Annotated in this window: 16 protein-coding genes; 6 read left to right on the top strand and 10 right to left on the bottom strand. The window is 61.1% G+C overall.

Annotated features, from left to right (window positions below; translation table 11 throughout):
• Nucleotides 1-81: 81 nt before the first annotated feature.
• The 8 genes from RIN49_RS23800 to RIN49_RS23765 all read right to left on the bottom strand — a co-directional run bounded on the left by RIN49_RS23800 (nt 82) and on the right by RIN49_RS23765 (nt 9,054).
• Complete coding sequence (locus tag RIN49_RS23800; protein ID WP_309122644.1) at nt 82-1,857, bottom strand: sensor histidine kinase; 1,776 nt, start codon at nt 1,855-1,857, stop codon at nt 82-84.
• A 13-nt stretch (nt 1,858-1,870) separates the two neighbouring features.
• Nucleotides 1,871-3,451 carry a response regulator transcription factor gene (locus RIN49_RS23795; protein WP_309122643.1) on the bottom strand — a complete coding sequence of 527 codons (1,581 nt, stop codon included), beginning with the start codon at nt 3,449-3,451 and terminating at the stop codon, nt 1,871-1,873.
• 230 nt (nt 3,452-3,681) lie between these two features.
• The gene (locus RIN49_RS23790) at nt 3,682-3,876 is read right to left on the bottom strand and encodes a hypothetical protein (RefSeq protein ID WP_138197577.1); all 195 of its coding nucleotides are present in this window, start codon (nt 3,874-3,876) and stop codon (nt 3,682-3,684) included.
• Between the two features lie 76 nt (nt 3,877-3,952).
• Complete coding sequence (locus RIN49_RS23785; protein ID WP_309122642.1) at nt 3,953-5,110, bottom strand: ABC transporter permease; 1,158 nt, start codon at nt 5,108-5,110, stop codon at nt 3,953-3,955.
• Nucleotides 5,110-6,210 carry an ABC transporter permease gene (locus RIN49_RS23780; protein ID WP_309122641.1) on the bottom strand — a complete coding sequence of 367 codons (1,101 nt, stop codon included), beginning with the start codon at nt 6,208-6,210 and terminating at the stop codon, nt 5,110-5,112. Before RIN49_RS23780 ends, RIN49_RS23785 begins: the two co-directional genes overlap by 1 nt.
• A gap of 22 nt (nt 6,211-6,232) precedes the next feature.
• Nucleotides 6,233-7,171, bottom strand: coding sequence for an ABC transporter ATP-binding protein (locus RIN49_RS23775; RefSeq protein WP_309122640.1), 939 nt, complete (start codon nt 7,169-7,171; stop codon nt 6,233-6,235).
• A gap of 97 nt (nt 7,172-7,268) precedes the next feature.
• The gene (locus tag RIN49_RS23770; protein ID WP_309122639.1) at nt 7,269-8,402 is read right to left on the bottom strand and encodes a sensor histidine kinase; all 1,134 of its coding nucleotides are present in this window, start codon (nt 8,400-8,402) and stop codon (nt 7,269-7,271) included.
• Nucleotides 8,395-9,054 (bottom strand): response regulator transcription factor, encoded by a 660-nt coding sequence (locus RIN49_RS23765; protein WP_309122638.1) that lies wholly within the window; start codon nt 9,052-9,054, stop codon nt 8,395-8,397. Before RIN49_RS23765 ends, RIN49_RS23770 begins: the two co-directional genes overlap by 8 nt.
• Nucleotides 9,055-9,221: 167 nt before the next feature.
• On the opposite strand from RIN49_RS23765, the gene RIN49_RS23760 reads away from it, so the two are divergent.
• The 6 genes from RIN49_RS23760 to RIN49_RS23735 all read left to right on the top strand — a co-directional run bounded on the left by RIN49_RS23760 (nt 9,222) and on the right by RIN49_RS23735 (nt 14,435).
• Nucleotides 9,222-10,592, top strand: a complete 1,371-nt coding sequence (locus RIN49_RS23760) for an efflux RND transporter periplasmic adaptor subunit (protein ID WP_309122637.1) — start codon at nt 9,222-9,224, stop codon at nt 10,590-10,592.
• Nucleotides 10,592-11,311 carry an ABC transporter ATP-binding protein gene (locus RIN49_RS23755; protein WP_309122636.1) on the top strand — a complete coding sequence of 240 codons (720 nt, stop codon included), beginning with the start codon at nt 10,592-10,594 and terminating at the stop codon, nt 11,309-11,311. The genes RIN49_RS23760 and RIN49_RS23755 overlap by 1 nt, the downstream gene beginning before the upstream one ends.
• The gene (locus RIN49_RS23750; RefSeq protein ID WP_309122635.1) at nt 11,289-12,461 is read left to right on the top strand and encodes an ABC transporter permease; all 1,173 of its coding nucleotides are present in this window, start codon (nt 11,289-11,291) and stop codon (nt 12,459-12,461) included. Before RIN49_RS23755 ends, RIN49_RS23750 begins: the two co-directional genes overlap by 23 nt.
• Before the next feature lie 29 nt (nt 12,462-12,490).
• Nucleotides 12,491-13,054, top strand: coding sequence for an RNA polymerase sigma factor (locus RIN49_RS23745; RefSeq protein WP_309122634.1), 564 nt, complete (start codon nt 12,491-12,493; stop codon nt 13,052-13,054).
• A 66-nt stretch (nt 13,055-13,120) separates the two neighbouring features.
• Complete coding sequence (locus tag RIN49_RS23740; protein ID WP_309122633.1) at nt 13,121-13,576, top strand: ferritin-like domain-containing protein; 456 nt, start codon at nt 13,121-13,123, stop codon at nt 13,574-13,576.
• 214 nt (nt 13,577-13,790) lie between these two features.
• Entirely contained in the window at nt 13,791-14,435 is a 645-nt protein-coding gene (locus RIN49_RS23735; RefSeq protein WP_309122632.1) for a transposase, read from the top strand.
• Nucleotides 14,436-14,546: 111 nt separating this feature from the next.
• Here the strand turns inward: RIN49_RS23735 and RIN49_RS23730 are convergent, their stop codons facing one another.
• Both RIN49_RS23730 and RIN49_RS23725 read right to left on the bottom strand, forming a co-directional pair.
• Complete coding sequence (locus RIN49_RS23730) at nt 14,547-15,443, bottom strand: Gfo/Idh/MocA family protein (RefSeq protein WP_309122631.1); 897 nt, start codon at nt 15,441-15,443, stop codon at nt 14,547-14,549.
• Nucleotides 15,440-16,507 carry a GNAT family N-acetyltransferase gene (locus RIN49_RS23725; protein ID WP_309122630.1) on the bottom strand — a complete coding sequence of 356 codons (1,068 nt, stop codon included), beginning with the start codon at nt 16,505-16,507 and terminating at the stop codon, nt 15,440-15,442. The genes RIN49_RS23730 and RIN49_RS23725 overlap by 4 nt, the downstream gene beginning before the upstream one ends.
• Nucleotides 16,508-16,569: the final 62 nt, after the last annotated feature.

Below are 16,569 nucleotides of genomic sequence, written 5' to 3'. Positions count from 1 at the left end.
AGCACTTTCATTCTCAGTATAGAAAACAGCCGGTTTTTCGGTAACCTGACAATCTAAAGTTCGTACTTAGAAAACCACACATTACGTCGAAGGGGGCGCAACGTCCTGCAGCGGTATTTCCATGCGTACGACGGTACCGCGGCCCGGCTCGCTTTCGAACCGAAGCAGAAACCTGCCGCCGTAATACAGCTTTAAGCGATAGATGACGTTTTGGACGCCGATCCGGTCGCCCATCTCTTCCTCTCCCTCCAAGTATCCATGGAGGCGTCGGATCTTCTCTTCGTCCATCCCGACGCCGTTATCCTGTAACGTAAATAAGAGCGTATCGGCCGTCCGGCCGATCTCGAGCTCGATCCGCCCGCAGCCCTTCAGCGGCTCTACGCCGTGAATGCTGGCGTTTTCCACGAACGGCAGGAACGCCATCTTCGGCACTTGGCAGTCGTAAGCCGATTCGTCGACTTGCAGGCGGTAATTCAATTTATCGCCGAAGCGGTATTTCTGGATTTCGAGGAAGCAATTGATGAATTCCATCTCTTCCCGTATGGTGACGGTGTCTTTGCGCCAAGCGAGCGAATTGCGGAATATTTTCGCCATATTCTGGATAATTTTTGCCGTTTCGGTTTCCTGCTTGAGCAGACTGCGCATGCGAATCGTCTCGAGCGAGTTGAACAGGAAATGCGGGTTGATCTGGCTTTGGAGCGCGTTCAGCTGGGCGTACCGAGTCTGCAGCTCGTGCTCCTTCTTCTGCAAATCCGCGAGGTATACGTCTTGAATCAAACTCTTGACCTGCAGCGTCATGCGATTGAATTCGCTCGTCAGCTGCCCGATCTCGTCTCGCGAATCCGCCCGGTCGATCGTATCGTACTGCTGGTTTTTCACTTTTTTCATATGCTTTAAGATGCGGGCCAGCCGATCGCTGAGCGATTTCGTAAACCATACGATGATCAGGGTCGGAATGACCATATTGATGCTGGCGAGCAAGATGATAAATTCCCGGGATTTGCGCACTTCCTTAAGCACTTCGTCTTCGGAAATCGTGCCGACGACGCGCCAGCCGTTCAAATAAGCGGCGTACTCGGTTTCCGTGCCCGACTCCAGCGTCAACGTGCCTTCGGGCAGCGGAAGTTCGTTGAAATTTCGCTTTTCTCTCATCCAATCGATCGTTCGGTCCGTCGTATATTCGATCGCGCCGTTCTCGTTCACGAGGTACAGATTTCCCTGCAAATTGAGATTCGAGAAGATTTGCCGCAACGCCGACGTCCGAAGGTCGATTTTCAATATTTTCTCGCGTTTGTTCTGTCCGTCGACGAAATTCATCTTGCGAACGATGCTGAACGTATCCTTCACGCCGCCCGTTTCGGTGCGCATAAACACCGGCGCGGAATATTTCGCCTCGGTGACGACGCGATACCACGCCGCGTTTCGGACCTCCTCCGAGATGTAGCCGATCCCCCCGGAGTGAAGCATCGTGGGATTATCGACGTACACCGTAATCGCTTGCACGGAATGGTATACGGGCGCGTAGCTGTTCAAGACTCTGCGTAAATATGAATCGTACGCCTCGATGTATTCGATCGGGCTCGCGTAATCCGCTTCCAGGATTTCGTTCAGGAGTAAATCCGTATAAAACACGCCCGAGATGCTGACCGCATCCTCGATTTCGGCGCGGAATTCCTGCCGGATTTGTTCGATCGCGCGGGAGATGTCCTGCATTCGCTGTTCCCGAACGTTGTCGATCGTCACGTGGTAAAAGACGATGTTCGTAAACACGATCGGCACGAAGACGGACAAGATGTAGACGATAAGCATTTTGTCGCGGAGCCGGACGTTATCGAAGGTCAGCTTCACATGTCCCATTCCTTCGCCTATGTTATTTTTTTTCGAGCAGCTTGTTTCGATATTCCGTCGGCGTCATCCGCTCGAGCTTCTCGAATCGGGTGACGAAGTAGTCCGCGCTGCCGAAGCCCACCTTCTCCGCGATCTCGTACACCCGAAGGTCGGTCTGGCGCAGCAGCTTCTTCGCTTCGCCGATTCGAATTTGCAGCAGAAATTCATTGAAATGAACGCCGTACGTCTTCTTGAACAGCTGACCCAAATACACCGGATTCATGAAGAAAATCGAAGCGATGCTCTTTAAGCTGATGTTCTCGTTGTAATGGGCTTCGATATAGGTTTTGATCTTCTGAATGCCGCCCTTGACGCAGTCCTTCCGGAGCCTTGCGATTTCCTCCGCGCTCTCCAGGACGAAATTCAGGAACAGCCGCTTCAGCTCGCCGGGCGACACATTCAAATCCTGCCAGCCGACGATCGGCTCGAGCGTGGTCAGCGCCCGATCGTCTCCCTCCATGCTCCGGATCAGCGTCAGCACGCCGGCCACCACTTGGCGGATCGCCGACTTCACCGCTTCCGGCGCGAAGCGGCGCTCCTTGAATTCGCGGAACGTCGCTTCGACCTGCTCCGCGATCCGCGCCGCGTCTTTCTCCTCGATGCTCTCCATGAGCTGACGGCGGAACGCGTCGTCCGCGACGACGTAATTCGCGGAACCCTCCCCGGGATCGGGACAATAGATGACTTGGCTGTCCGGTCGAGCGAACTTCAGCTGCAGCGCATCCTTGGCGGAAAGATACGAGTCCCGCAGCTCGGCGAGGCGCGAGACGGGCCTGCCCAAGTAGAGGTAAACGACCGCCCCGACGGCGTCGGATACGGCCTGCCGCAGCTTGGCGGCGTACGCCGCCGCGTCGCCGCGCGGCCCGGACGCCTCGCCGCAAGCGATCAACAATCCGAATCTGCCATGATGCTCCTTCAAGAACGCGTCGTCCTCGGCCTCCGCGAAGCCCGCTTCGACGATGCGCCGGCGGATGATCTCTCTCCACTGCTCCGCGGAAGGCGGCTCCGGCGCGTTCCAAGGATGAACGTCGTTCACTTCAAGGAACGCATAATGAATCTCCTTCGCGCGGTCGACCTTCAGCTCCTTCGCCCATTCCTCGAGCTGTTCGTCCTCGAAGTCGCCGCGGATCAACGCATCGACGATGCGCTCCTTCCGCAAGTCGCCGTTCCTTAAGTCGAACAGCTTGTTCTCGGCGATCTTGCGGTGCAGCTGCGTCAACGCGTCGGTCAGCTCCCGCTCGTCGATCGGCTTCAGGATAAAGTCGTGCACCCCGTACCGGACCGCCTTCTGGGCGTAACCGAAGTCGTTATACCCGCTGATGATGATGAAGCACGCGTTCGATTGGGCGCTCCGCGCCCGCCCGATCAACTCCAATCCGTCCACCGCCGGCATGCGGATATCGGTGACGACCAGATCCGGCTTCTTGCGCTCGATCAGCTCGAGCGCGTCTTCGCCGTTATCCGCCTCGTCGATAATGTCGTACCCAAGACTATTCCAATCTATTAAATTTCTTAGACCGATTCGAACGAACACTTCGTCGTCTACTAAGATGACCGTATGCATCGCTTTCGAACCTCCGTTCCGCCGCCCATAAAATCGTTTTCACGTTCTTCTATTGTAGCTTCATTTTGGAAGAAGGAAAGCGATAAATCGACCCTTCCGGCCCGGAACGGCCGCTCGGCGTTCAACTCGTATACTTTTCTCGGTACGATGTTTACTTTTCTAAGTTCATACGAAAAAAAACTCCTTCGCCTCGAAGGAGAGCGCGAAGGAGCTTTCTGGAAACCGCAAAATTACATGACCGAATCTTCGTCGACGTCCCGCAAGTTGTCCGGATCCTCGCCTTGGGCCAAATTATCGATTTGGTTCGCGATTTCGGCCGGCAGCCGCGTTCGGAAATACCCGACGATCGTCTCGACCGCCTCGTTCGACAACGCCTCCGACAATCCGGTTTTGTCGGACACGAGCTTCGTCAATTGATGCTTCACCGTACCCCTCCTGTCTCGATCCACATTTTCCCCCATATAGAGTGCACAGGATCGGCGCGCGTATGCATCTTGCATCTTAATAAAAACTCCGCATCGTATCGTTCCGACCGAAGCGATAGACGGCGACGAGCGTCAACGCGGCGGCGAAGGCGAGCAGGATCGAGAAGTTGAGGGTCAAGGCGCCGAGCGGGCTTCCGCGCTGCATCGCGTCCAACGTCTCCAGCAGCCAATGCTGCGGCAGGAAATCCGCAATTCGCTTGAGCGCCTCCGGCATCGCGTCGGTCGGGAACATGCAGCCCGCTATAAGGCTCGTCGGGAGGAAAATCGCGTTTTGCATAGCGCCGACTTTGAGCGAACTGCCGGCGATCGAGACGATCGCGAGCGACGCCCCGATCGCCGTCAGCGCGAACAGCTGCAGCAACAGAAACAGCTGCCAGAACGGGACGCCCGGGTCCATCCGGAAGAACGTCCCCATTACGAACAGCATCACCGCGATCTGAACCGTCAACACGAGGAGGTTCACGGCCGCGTTCGCGACGACGTACGCCGCCGGAGACGCCGGCGACGCCAGGATGCGGAAGTACGTACGGTGTTCATTCTCCCGCAGGAAGGCGCTCGACTGATGAACGGCGGAAAACAACATGAGGAAGAGCAAATACCCTACGGATTGCCTCGCCATGGCGCGGGACGCGGAGACGTCTTCGACCGTCCGAGTCGTTACGCCGAACTCGGCCTTGCGGAACTCGTCGTATAAAGCGCGGAACGACGCCTCGTCTCCTTGCGCCGCTCGCCCGAGGGAAGCGACCTGCCCGATGTACGCGTCAAGGAATTCGGCGACGCGCTTCGCGGCCAAGCTGTCCGGGCTCGACTCCATGTCGGCCGGCGGCGGGGCGCCGCCGACGAGACCCGCCGCGAACCCCTCGGGGAACGTCAGCACCGCCTCCATTTCGCCCTCGTGCAGCAGAGCGCCGGCTTCGGCCGCCTCCGAAGCGGCGAACTCGCGGGTCCCGACGCCCTCGAGCGCCTCGATATACGCGACAGCGTCCGTCGCGAGCCGTTGGCCGACGTCCCGATTCACGATGCCGACGGTCGCGTCGGCCGATCCCGTTCCGCCGTAGATGACGGACGAGAGAAGGAGGCCGACGACCGGAATCGCAACGGCGAAAATCCATGGTTTCCCTTCGCGGAACGACGTCAGCAGCGCCTTCCGGAAGAACCGCATCGTATCCTTCATTATAGTCCCTCCCGCTTGCGCATCGTCCACGCGGCGACCGTTAACAGCAGCGCGGCCATGCCGACGTTCCATAGTACCGCGGGAAGCGCCGCCGCCAAGCGGTCCGCGTAGATAATCTGGAGTATGGCCTCGTTCGTCCGCGCGAGCGGGGAAACATTCGAAATCGTCCCCATCCATCCCGTCATGGCGCTCGTCGGGGTATACGCCCCGCCGAAGAAGCACTCCAGCTGCACGATCGTCAACGTCACCGCGCCGGCGGCGCTTCCCTTGAACACATAGCTGACGCCGAGGCCCAAGCTGATCGCGAAGACGATCTGGGACAGCAGCACGAGGAACACGACGCCGAGATCGTCCCCCCATTCGGCGCCGAACATCCACTTGCTGATCAGGACGACGATCGCGATGAAGACCGCATTCATCGCGACGGAGCCCCCGACCTTCCCCGCGAAGACGGCCGCTTTGGAGACGGGCGCCGCCGCAAGCCGGAGCGCCGTGTTCCGCTTCCGCTCCTCCTCGATCAGCCCGCCGGCCGTGAGCGCGCCGTACAAAATAATCATCGTCGTCACGGCGACGGCGTAATAATCCAGCGCTCCGGGCTTCGCTTGCGTCTCCGCGGCGGCGCTTCGCACGAAGCCTCCTGCGGACGGCGGAGCGCCGATCGCCGCGGCGACGTTCCGAGCGTCCGCGAACGACGTCAGCAGCCCCGCGACGATACCGTTCGCGGCCGCGCCTCGTTCGTTCCCGGCGTACTCGATGCCGGTGTCGGTCAGCGTCACGAGACCGGCGTAACGCCCGGACCGGATGTCGCCCTCGACGTCCGTCCCCGGCGCGGCCGCTTCGAACGCGATGCCGGAGCCTGCCGCTTCCTTCGCGAACGCGTTCCAAGCTTCCGTCAGTTCGCCGTCGGCCGCGTCGTCCCGAACCCATACGCGAATCTCGCCGACCTCCGCGCCGCCGCCTTGGAAGGCGCTCGACAGCAGCGAGCCGAGAATCAAAATGAGCAGCACGGGCGTCGCCAGCATGAAGATGAGCATTTTCACGTCCCGGATATTGGTTATGATTTCTTTGCCTGCGATTCGTAACGCGTTCAAGCTTTCCACCCCCATCTCCTCGGGTCCGAAATCAATCGTCCCGCAGGCTTCTGCCCGTCAATGTCAAGAACACCTGCTCCAAGCTCGGTTCCCGCGCTTTCACCGCGCGAATGTCGACGCCGTCCGTCATAAGCCGCTCGAGAATGCGGTTTAAATTCCGAACCTCGGCGGCGGAGGCGACGCGCAAGACGTTCTCCTCGAGCTCCGCCGACAGGACGCCGGGAACGCGCCTCAGCTCGGCGAGATCGAGGCCTCCCGCGCCGCGCACCTCGATGTCGATCTCCTTCCGGTCGGTCACGATCGCTTTCAGCTGCTCCTTCGTTCCGTCGGCGATGATTTTGCCGTGGTCGATAATCGCGATCCGCGTACAAATTTCCTCGACCTCTTCCATGTAATGACTCGTGTATAATATCGTGCACCCCGTCTCGTTCAGCTGCCGCACGGAGTTCAAGATATAATTCCTCGATTGCGGGTCGATGCCGACCGTCGGTTCGTCCATAATGATCAGCTTCGGCTTATGGGCGATGGCGCAGGCGATGTTCAGACGCCGCTTCATCCCGCCCGAAAAGTGCTTCGGGTAGCTCTTCGCCTTGTCCGCGAGTCCGACGAACGCCAGCGCTTCCTCTGCGCGCCGCTTCAATTCCGAGCCGCCCAGCCCGTAGAGCCCGGCGAAAAACCGCACGTTCTCCAATGCCGTCATCTCCTCGTAAATCGCCAAATCTTGAGGCACGATCCCGATGTTCGACTTGGCGAATCGAGGATGCTTCGCGATACTCTTGCCGAGCAATTCGATTTCCCCCGAAGAGATCGACAGCAGCGATGCGATCATGTGAATCGTCGTGCTCTTCCCCGCGCCGTTCGCCCCGAGGAAGCCGAAGATTTCCCCTTCGCGGACCGACAGGGTGATGCCGTCCACCGCGATAAAATCGCCGAACTTCTTGGTCAGCCGTTTCATGTCCAGTACGTTCAATCCGTCGCCCTCCCTGCTTCTTCTGTATACCTCAATCATAATCAAAAAGGGATGAACCGCGGCAGTGCACAAGTTCATCCCTTGCGTATGAGAAAGTTCATGTTCTTTCGGAGAACGGCAGCAGCGTCGTTACCGTAAAGCCCCTCGACCCGTCCGCGACGACCGTTCCGTTCGCCGAGGCCGCCCGCTCTTCCATGCCGATCAACCCGAGTCCCTTCACTACGCGGGGCGCGCCCTTGCCGTCGTCCGAGACGACCGCCTTGACCATCGTGTTCAGCACCTGCACATGGACGGAGACGGATGCCGCGCCGGCGTATTTCATCGCGTTGGTCAGCGCTTCCTTCACGTTCTCGCGGATGATCTTCCAGTACACCGGCGGAATCAAATCCACGTCGCCTTCATACGTGAACGCCGTCTTGATCGGATGCGCGGCGGCGAATTCGTCGATGAACAATTTCATCCGTTGAATGCCGAGCTGCTCCGCGGGCGGCTTCGCCCCCTTAAGCACGCGGCGAATGTCGTCGATGCCTTCCTTCGAGATGCGGATCGCGTTCCCCAACAGCTCTGCCGACTTCTCCCGGTCCGCGTCGAGCAACCGCTTGGCCGCCTCCATCTGGATTAACGCGCCCGCGATGGAATGGCCGATCGAATCATGGATTTGCTGCGACAACCGGTTGCGCTCCTCCAACGCGTACGTATACTCGAACTGCCGAACGTAGTCTTGCTGCTCGTCCAATCGCGTCCGTACCCGCTCCAACTCGCGGCGGAACCGTTCCGCCTCGATCCGGTCCGTTCGCGACCGGGTCTCGAGCTCGTCCAGCATCGCGACGAACAGGAGGCTGAACGCGGCGGCGAGCCCGTATGCGAACCAAAGCCGCTCGGGGACGTAAGGGAGCGGCGCGAGCAGAAGCAGCGCCGCGGCCCAACGATTGTGCGTCGCGTTCGCCGCGAGCTCGCACAGTTGGATCGGGAGCAGCAGGAGCAGCGCCGGGTGAGCGACGACGGCGGCGGCCAAGACGACCGCGATCGGCGCCGCGGACAACCCCGTTCGCCAGCTAGCCGCTCGCGGCAGGCTCGATGCGATCGCGGCGCATGCGTACAAGAGCACGAACAAGACGAACGGCGCCGAGACGGCGCCTTCCTCGACGGACGCGACCCCGATCGCCGACAGCAAGAACAAGCCCTTCCCAAGCAGCGGCCAATACGTCCTCGGGTCTTTCTCGTTATTCACTAGGGTGCACTTCCCCCGTCAAGTAATAGATCGCGATTTGCGTGCGGTGGGTCAATCCCGTCTTGCCGAGAATCGAGGTGATATGGTTCGCGACGGTGCCCTCGGACAGAAACAGCTTCTTCGAAATTTCCTTGTTCGTCGCTCCTTTGGCGATGAACGTCATAATGTCCAGTTCCCGCTCCGTGAACGGCGCGAGGTCGATGTCGGCGCGTCGAGCCGCGCCGCGCTCCTCCTCCGCGGCTAAACCGGACTTCAGCTTTTCCAGCGCTTCGTCCTGAAGCACGTTGTGCCCGTAATGCACCGTTTTGATCGCGTCTCGGATGCGCTCCGGGTCGTTGTTCTTGAGCAAATACCCCTTCGCTCCGTTCTTGATCGCCTCGACGATAAATCGGTCGTCGTCGAACGTCGTCAGGATGAGCGGCTTCGTCTTCGTTCGCTCGGCGATCCGCTTCGTCGCTTCTACGCCGTTCATATTCGGCATCCGGACGTCGAGCAGCGCCACGTCCACCTCGTGCCGTTCGCAGTAATCCGAGGCTTCCGCGCCGTCCTGCACCGTCGCCGACACCTCGATGTCGTCGAAGGTCGACAGAATAATTTTCATTCCTTCCCGGACGAACGCGTTATCGTCCGCTATAAGCACCTTAATCTTCATCCGGTCCACCCTCTCATTTGCTTCCATTATAAGACTGCGACGGAAGCAATTCGAGTCTTAAAACTTTCAGCGAACGTTCAGTTGGGTTTCATCTTCGTTTCAGGTTCCGCCTCCATAATTTGTGACAGTTGGCAAGCCTATGGTCTGGGAAGGGTGAATCGATTCGAATGAAAAAGAAATGGTGGATCGCGGGACTCGGCGTCGCCTTGGTCGGCGGATCGGCCGCCGGGTGGCTGTACTGGAACGAGGAGCCGGCGCCGACGGCGTCCGCGGCGGTCACGACGACGGTTCGCAAAGGGGAGCTCGTGTCCTCGATCGGCGGCACCGGAAGCATCGAGCCCGCGGAACGGAAGACGATCGTCTCGAGCGCGGCGGGGACGGTCGAGGAGGTGTTCTTTCAAGACGGCGACACGGTGAAGAAAGGCGACGTCCTGTTGACGTTCGAACAAGAGGACGCGGCGGATCAGCTCGAGAGCAAGCGGATCGAGCTCGAGCGTCAGCGATTGGAGCTGGAACAGCTGCAGCTTCAATTCAAGGAGGCGGCCGAAAGCGGGGATACGGCGCAGCAAACGATCGGCATCAACATCAAGAAGCAGGAGTTGACGATTCGATCGTTGGAAGCCGAGATCGCCTCGCTTCAAGACGAGGATGCGATCGACCCGATCACGGCGCCGATCGACGGCAAGCTGTCCGGCTTCGACGTCGAGCCGGGCGACGCGCTGCGGGAAGACGCCGAGCTCGGCGAAGTCGTCGACTTCGCCGTCATGAAGATGGTCGTCGGCGTCGACGAGCTCGATATCGCCGAAGTGGCGCTCGGCCAGGAAGCGACCGTGTTGGTCGACGCCCTCCCGAACGCGGTATACGCCGGGCAAGTCGCCGACATCGCCGAGGAAGGCACTGCCAATAACGGAGTCGCAAGCTTCGACGTGACCGTCTTGCTGACGGACATCGACGGTCTCAAGGCGGGCATGTCCGCCGAAGCGAGCATCGTGACGGCGAAGAAGGCGGACGCGCTGTTTCTGCCGATCGATGCGGTGCAGTCGTTCCGCGGCCAATACTTCGTGTCGGTCCCGTCCGCCGAAGACGCCGCGCCGGCCGCTGCCGCGACGGGAGCGGAAGCGCCGACCGGAGCGGGCGCCGAAGGATCGACGGAGCAGCGCCAGTCCCCCCCGGCGCAGCAAAGGCAGGCGGAAGGCCAAGCGGCGCCGCAGCGGCCTTCGGGCGACGGCGCGCCGACGGGGCGGGGGCAAGCCGGAGGCTTCGGCGGCGGCGCGGCGGCCGGGCAAAGCCGCGTCTTCGTCGAGGTCGGCATTCATAACGAGGACAGCATCGAGATCGTCTCCGGCTTGGCGGAGGGCGACGAGGTCATCGTCCCGACGACGACGGCCGCCTCCTCGACCGCTCCGGGCGCCGCGTCCGCCGGTTTCGGCTTCGGCGGCTTCGGCGGCTTCGGCGGAGGCGCCGTGCCCGGGAGCTTCGGCGGCGGCGGCGGAGCGCCCGGCGGCTTCGGCGGCGGGGCCGGGGGAGGACGGAACTGATGGCCGCCCCGACGCCCGCCCTTATCCGCATCGAGCGCTTGTCGAAGCAATACCGCATGGGCGGCGAAATCGTCAAAGCGCTCGACGACGTATCGCTTACGATCGACCGGGGCGATTTCGTCGCCATCATCGGGCCTTCCGGCTCCGGCAAGTCGACGCTCATGAACGTGCTCGGCTGCTTGGACGCTCCCACCGGAGGGGAGTATTGGCTGGACGGCGAGGAAGTAAGCGCACTGAAGGACAACCGATTGGCGGAAATTCGGAATCGGAAGATCGGGTTCATTTTCCAAGGATTCAATTTACTCCCGAAACTCAGCGCCCTGGAAAACGTCGAATTGCCTCTCATTTACGGCGGACTCCCCTCCGCTCGGCGAAGAGAGCTGTCGGTCGAGGCGCTCCGCAAGGTAGGGCTCGAGGAACGCATGCATCATACGCCGCTCGAGCTGTCCGGCGGGCAGCAGCAGCGCGTCGCGATCGCCCGGGCGCTCGTCGGCTCGCCGCCGGTGCTTCTGGCCGACGAGCCGACCGGCGCCTTGGATACGAAGACCGGCCGCGAGGTCATGTCGCTCATCCGCGAGCTGAACCGCGCCGGGCACACCATCATCCTCATTACGCACGACTTGGATATCGCGCGTCAGGCGGGCCGCGTCGTCCGCATTTCGGACGGGCGGATCGGAGAGGAGGACGCGGCGGAACATGAACTTCAGCCAGGGCTTTAAGATGGCGTTCAAGAGCATCTTGGGCAACAAGATGCGGTCGCTCCTGACGATGCTCGGCATCATCATCGGCGTCGCCGCGGTGATCGCCCTCGTCGCGATCGGACAAGGCGCCACGAAGCAGGTGACCGAGCAGGTGCAAGGGCTCGGGACGAACCTGCTGACCGTCAATATCCTCGGGCGCGGCAGCACGTCGACGCTCGCCTACGACCAAGCGACGAGCCTCGGCGAGCTCGAAGGCGTCGAATACGCAGCGCCGTACAACGCGAACAACGGTACGGTGAGGTACGGCACGGACAGCGTCTCCGTCAGCGTCGTCGGCACGAACGCGCAATACGCCGACGTCCGCGACTACGAGGTGTCCGCAGGAAGGTTCGTCTCTCAGATCGATCTGGACTTCTATCAGAAAATCGCGGTGCTCGGTTCGACGACGGCCGCCGACTTGTTCGGCTTCGCCGACCCGATCGGCGAGTACGTCCAGATTAACGGCACGCGATTTAAAGTCGTCGGCGTGCTCGCGGAGAAAGGCGACTCCTCCCAAGGGTCGAACGACGAGCTCGTCGTCGTGCCGCTCACGACGGCGGAGCGCGTGTTCCAAAGCAAAGGCGTTCGGAACGTGTACATTCAAGTCGAGTCCGCCGACGCCGTCGACCGGACCGCCGCGCTGCTCGAAGCGGAGCTCGCCGGCATGTTCCGGAACAACGCGGACAGCTATCGCGTCTTCAATCAGCAGGACGTCTTGGACACGGTATCTTCGGTGACGGATACGCTGTCGCTCGCCTTAGGCGGCATCGCCGGCATCTCGCTTCTCGTCGGCGGCATCGGCATCATGAACATCATGCTGGTGTCCGTGACGGAGCGTACGCGGGAGATCGGGATCCGCAAGGCGATCGGCGCCAAGAAGCGCGACATTCTGATGCAATTCCTCATCGAAGCGATCACGCTCAGCGGCCTGGGGGGCCTCCTCGGCGTCGGCGTCGGCTTAGGCGTCGGGATCGCCGTCTCGTCGGCGCTCAATATGGATGCGGTATTATCCTACGAAAACATCGCGCTCGCCTTCGGCTTCTCCGTCGTTATCGGCGTCGCCTTCGGGCTGTTTCCGGCGAACAAAGCGGCCGGCCTGAAGCCGATCGACGCGCTGCGCTTCAGCTGATGGGCCGTTCGTCGAAGGAGGCATGTCGCATGCAGACCGCGTCCCGCTTCGAAGCGCTCGTCTCGCCGCATCTTCAGGATCTTCGCGGTTACTGCCACTACTTAGCCAAGTCGAAGTGGGACGCGGAGGACTTGATGCAAGAAGCGCTGTTGAAGTCGTTCGTCTATTTCAAAGATCACGACCGGTACGAAATCACGAAGATGTTCCTGCTGCGCGCGGCCAAGCTGTCGTGGATCGACCGATATCGGAGAACGCAAGTCCGGAGCGGACGGATGGAATCGCAGCCGGAGGCCGCGTTCGATGCGGACTATATCGAAATCCGCGGAATCATCGAGTGGATGGCGGAACGATTGTCGGCGCAGCAGATGGAGATTTGGCTGCTCGCCGAATACTTCGGCTATTCCATGGCCGAGATCGCGGAGCGGCAGCGGACGACCGTCTCCGCCGTCAAGTCCGCGCTGTACCGGACGAAGCGAGGCATCCGCGAACAGCGATTCCGCCCTCACCCCCCCGCCGAGGGCGGAAACCCGGCTTCGATAGAACGCTGGGTGCGCGCCGTCCTTCGCGAAGAGCCGCGCCGCATGTCGATGTGAAGCCCTCCCGGAGTAGATTGCGGACTTTGGGTTAAAATATGGTAACTACGACGGAGGAGCGCGACGATGGACAAAGCGAAGACGATCAAGCATCTGAATGAATTTTTGCAAGGACGTTATATGGGAATTCGACAATACGAGCACCTGATCCATCAAGCGAGCGACGAGGCGTTGAAAGATTTCCTGCAGCATCTGCAAGCTTCTACGAAAGATCAAGCGGCGCGAGTGGCGAAGCGGATTCAGGATTTAGGCGGGCAAGCCGCGAACGACGTCAGCATCGCGGGCCGGGTCGAGGAATGGATGTCGCAGCTGCGGCGGGAGCCCCGGACGACCGAGGAGATTTTGTCGCAGGCCTATAAAGGCGAGCATAAATACGGCATTCACGTCTCGCACGATATCGTGGAAGGCGAACTCGACGCGGCGAGCGCGAAGCTGATCGACGAAATCTTGGACGAAGACCACCGCCATGTAGAGCAAATTCAAGAACGCCTTGGAAAACGGGAACCCGCCCCGTCGCGGTAACCTCCCGCTTCGACTCGCGGCCCCCTCCCCCTGGAGGGGGCTTTTCCTTTTCCGGGAACCCTTCTCTTCTCTCGCGCCTGCCGGGGCGGCCTCTTCCCCTTCCCCCTCCTCGGCACTTTCTAAGGTGATTCCTCTAGTCAGGAGGATGAGCTCGAATTTCTCTGTTGATATGCGAATGTATGTTCTGTATAATAGAGAAAAGGAGGCGCAGTTCATGGATCAAGCGGAACAGGTGGCGTTGTTTTTTCGGCGGCGGTGGCCGAACGGATTTTCCTGCCCGAGCTGCGGGTACGGGGCGTATTATACGATCTCGACGCGGCACCTCCCGCTCTATGAATGCCGCCTGTGCGGCCATCAGACGTCCGTGACGGCCGGCACCGTCATGGCCAAGACGCGCACGCCGCTCGCCAAGTGGGCCGCGGCCATCGAACTGCTCGCCTCTACGAACGGCGTGAACGCGAAGCGGCTTGCCGCCCTCATTGACGTTAAGCATAAAACCGCGTGGCTTATGCTGCGCAAATTCCGGCAAGCGATCGGAGAAGTCGAAGACGCCTTCAAGCTGCAGGGAACTGTACATACCGGGCATCTTTTTTTGGCGCCTAAGTATATTTCATCTTCCCTGCCCCATCGGCTGAATTCCGACCGAATGCACCGTAGCCCGCTGCGGGACTGCATTCTGGAAGCTCGCAGCTGGATGAACCGGCTGTTCAACGGCGTCGGCACGAAGTACCTCCAGAGCTACCTCGACGAGTTCTGCTTCCGTTGGAACGCCGGCGCGAGCGGCACATCGTTACGCTACAGCTGGTACGGACTGTGTTTTAAAGACGCCCAGACCTATTTTTCCGTGCAAGCTGCCTAATTTCCCTGAGCAGACGAAATCAGGTTGGAAAGGCGCTGAGAAACCCAATTCCCCCTCCCCGGCAAAGAAAAAGGAGCGTCGGGATTGCCGCTCCCGAACGCTCCTGAACCTTTATAGGACCACCGGTTTCCCGGTTTCCCTGCTTTCGTTCGCCGCTTCCATGAACCGGATGATTTCCACCGTCTCGTCGATCGGCACGGCGGGCTCGCCGGTCCGGCAAAACTCGACGATGCGTTCGACGAGACTGGCATAGAACGGCTTGGCGTACGCGCTGACGTCGGCGTACCGGGTCGCTTCTATCCCGTGTATTGCCGCGCCGAAGCCGTAATTGCCGCTTCGGTTGCCGCGGGCGATGCCGATTCGGCCGTCGCGCCACTCCCCGACGGCGACGTCGTGATCGGCGCTGACGGACGCCGTCACCCGCACGCAGCCGGGCCCCATCGCCGCGTAGAGCATCTCGACCGTGTGGATGCCGTACCAAAACCACCCCGGCTGGGAAGGTTCGATCGCCATCGGTCCGAAGCAGTCCGCGCCGATGACTTTCTCCCGTCCGCCGACGCCGTCCAGCGCTTCCTGGACCGCACCGGAAAACCGCAGCGAGGAGCCGCTCATGAGCGGCACGCCGTGCGCAGCCGCCAGATCGCGGATCGCCAGGGCATCTTCCGAGCGAACGGCGAGCGGCTTGTCGATGAACACCGGCTTGCCGTAATGGGCGATCTCTCGGAAGAGCGAGAGATGGGCGCGCCCATCCATCGCCTCGATAAGAATCGCGTCGGCCTCCTCGGCCACGCGGACCGGCGAGTCGACGATCTTCACGCCGAATTCGCCGGCGAGCCGTTCGGTAAATCCGCCGACGCGCGTCCGGCTTAATTCGATGTCCGGCGAACCGCCCGGGAACGCGACGGCGACCGTGGCGCCGGGCACGTAATACGCATGGTTCGCGTCATGAAGCAGCTCCGCGAACGCCGTACAATGCGACGTATCCAATCCGATCATGCCAAGTTTCATATGAAGTACAAACCTCCCGTATAGGGTAGCGGAACCGGCTCCCACGCACGCGGCGCCGCGTGCGCCGCCGATTCGGAATCGGACGCGTCGACGCGTCCGAAGCAAGCGGCGACGAGCTGCTCGGGAGACAGCGACTCCCGCTCCAACGACTTACCTCTAAGCCATGGCTCCAGCTGAAGAAACAACCGGTCTGCGTTCAGAATCCGCACGGTCCCCTGGTTGTTCTCGTCGGTCGCGGCCGCCCCTGCCGCGTCCAGCGCCTCGCGCAGCGCGGTTTCGTGCGCCTGCACCGGTACTTCAAGCGCGGTCGTCTCCGGTTGGGACGCGCAAGCCCCGAGCAGCGGCGCGACCGACCCCGCCGGGCCGGCCCATTCCAACACCGTGGCACGCTCCGCGCGGAAAGCGACGACCGCGAAGGCTTGGATTCCGTCCGCGGCTTCGGCGACGAATACGCGCTGCTTCGCCTTGATGACGCTGGCGAACGCCTCCGCCTTCAGGAGCGTACCTATGCCATTGACGTCGGCTTCGTAGCGGACGGGCATCGCGGCGGCTGCCGCGTGCAGGGCGAATAGGTCGGACGGATCGGCTTCGCGTACGTCGATCGACGCGGCACCCGCTCCCGACGCGGCCAATCGGGACGCGGTATCCGCCGATACCGTGTAGCGCCGAACGCGTCCGAACGGGTAACAATGCGCCCGCGTATACAAGGAACGAGAGCCCGACACGAAGAGCAGCGACGCGCCCGAGCGATCCGCGAACGCGATGACTTCGTCTAGAATGCTAGAGGCGTGGCCTTGTCCCTGATACGCCGGATCCGTGCAGACGGAGCCGATCGAGAACGCCTGAACCCGCGCTTCGCCGACGCGGACGATCCACGGGACGAGACCGAAGAAGGAGACGAGCTTGTCCCCGTCGAACGCACCGTACGATACGCTCCGGATCGCGTTCGAGAAAATGTAAGGGAAGGCGTCGGCCATCGAAGATTGGCCCGGTTCCCGAAAGATCCGGTCGGAGAGGGCTGCCGCGTCCGAAAGCTCCCTGCCCTTCAACATGCGAATATGCATGGCGTTCATCGTCTCCTTATTAAATATTTTATGTACAAGGGAAAGCGCCGTCCGGACAACGG

This window comes from Paenibacillus sp., assembly GCF_031177825.1.
GTDB lineage: Bacteria > Bacillota > Bacilli > Paenibacillales > YIM-B00363 > Paenibacillus_AE.
This window is presented reverse-complemented; position numbering and strand designations above follow the sequence as displayed.